Origin of the sequence: Flavobacterium sp. FlaQc-48 (assembly GCF_044007335.1) — a bacterium.
Classification (GTDB): Bacteria; Bacteroidota; Bacteroidia; order Flavobacteriales; family Flavobacteriaceae; genus Flavobacterium.
Map to the genome: position 1 here is coordinate 1 of NZ_JBIPCR010000047.1, position 880 is coordinate 880.

At 35.7% G+C, this 880-nt stretch carries 1 protein-coding gene; it reads left to right on the forward strand.

Translation table 11 applies throughout. The features are described 5' to 3' along the window. A partial coding sequence (locus tag ACHRWY_RS27515; protein WP_395359213.1) for an AMP-binding protein occupies nt 1-880 on the forward strand: 880 nt, incomplete at both ends.

Here is an 880-nt window from a genome sequence, read left to right on the forward strand (position 1 = left end):
GTATTGGTTTGGTTTTAAGTAGTGGTGTTAGTAGTAAAGTTATAAAAGAGAAGAAAGATGTTTCTACTTTTCTATTAGATAAAGATTGGGATCTTATCTCTGGCTACTCTACAGGGAAACTCAGCAATGTATTGTCTGCATCTGATTTAGCCTATGTTATATATACTTCCGGAAGTACTGGTACTCCTAAGGGAGTGATGAATGAACATGGAGGTATTGTGAACCGCTTATTATGGACACAATCGCATTATGAACTTAAGAGTGATGATGCAATCCTACAGAAGACATCTTTTAGTTTTGATGTATCAGTATGGGAATTTTTATGGGCTATTAGTTGTGGGGCACGATTGGTTTTTGCCAAACCGGAAGGACACAAAGATGTTGAGTATTTAAAATACATTATAGAAAAGGAAAATATCACGACGATTCATTTTGTTCCTTCGATGTTGAGGGTTTTCTTAGAAGACATCAAATTAGGAGATTGTAGTTCCTTAAAGCAGGTTTTGTGTAGTGGGGAAGCTTTACAGGTAGATCAGGTAATATTATTTAAGGATAAATTCAAGAATGTTCGATTAGATAATTTATATGGGCCTACAGAGGCAGCAATTGATGTAAGTTCATGGGAAGTACCACTAGAAGACTCTTTATCTCAAATTCTAATAGGAAAACCAGTAGCCAATACAAGTTTATATGTTTTAGATAATCAAAACCAATTATTACCAATAGGAGTAATAGGTGAATTATGTATAGGAGGTGTTCAGGTAGCGAGAGGCTATTTGAACAAGGAAGAACTAACTAAAGAGAAGTTTATAGTAAGTCCATTTAAGGAAGGTGAACGAATTTATAAGACAGGCGATTTAGCGCGTTGGCTGCCGGATGG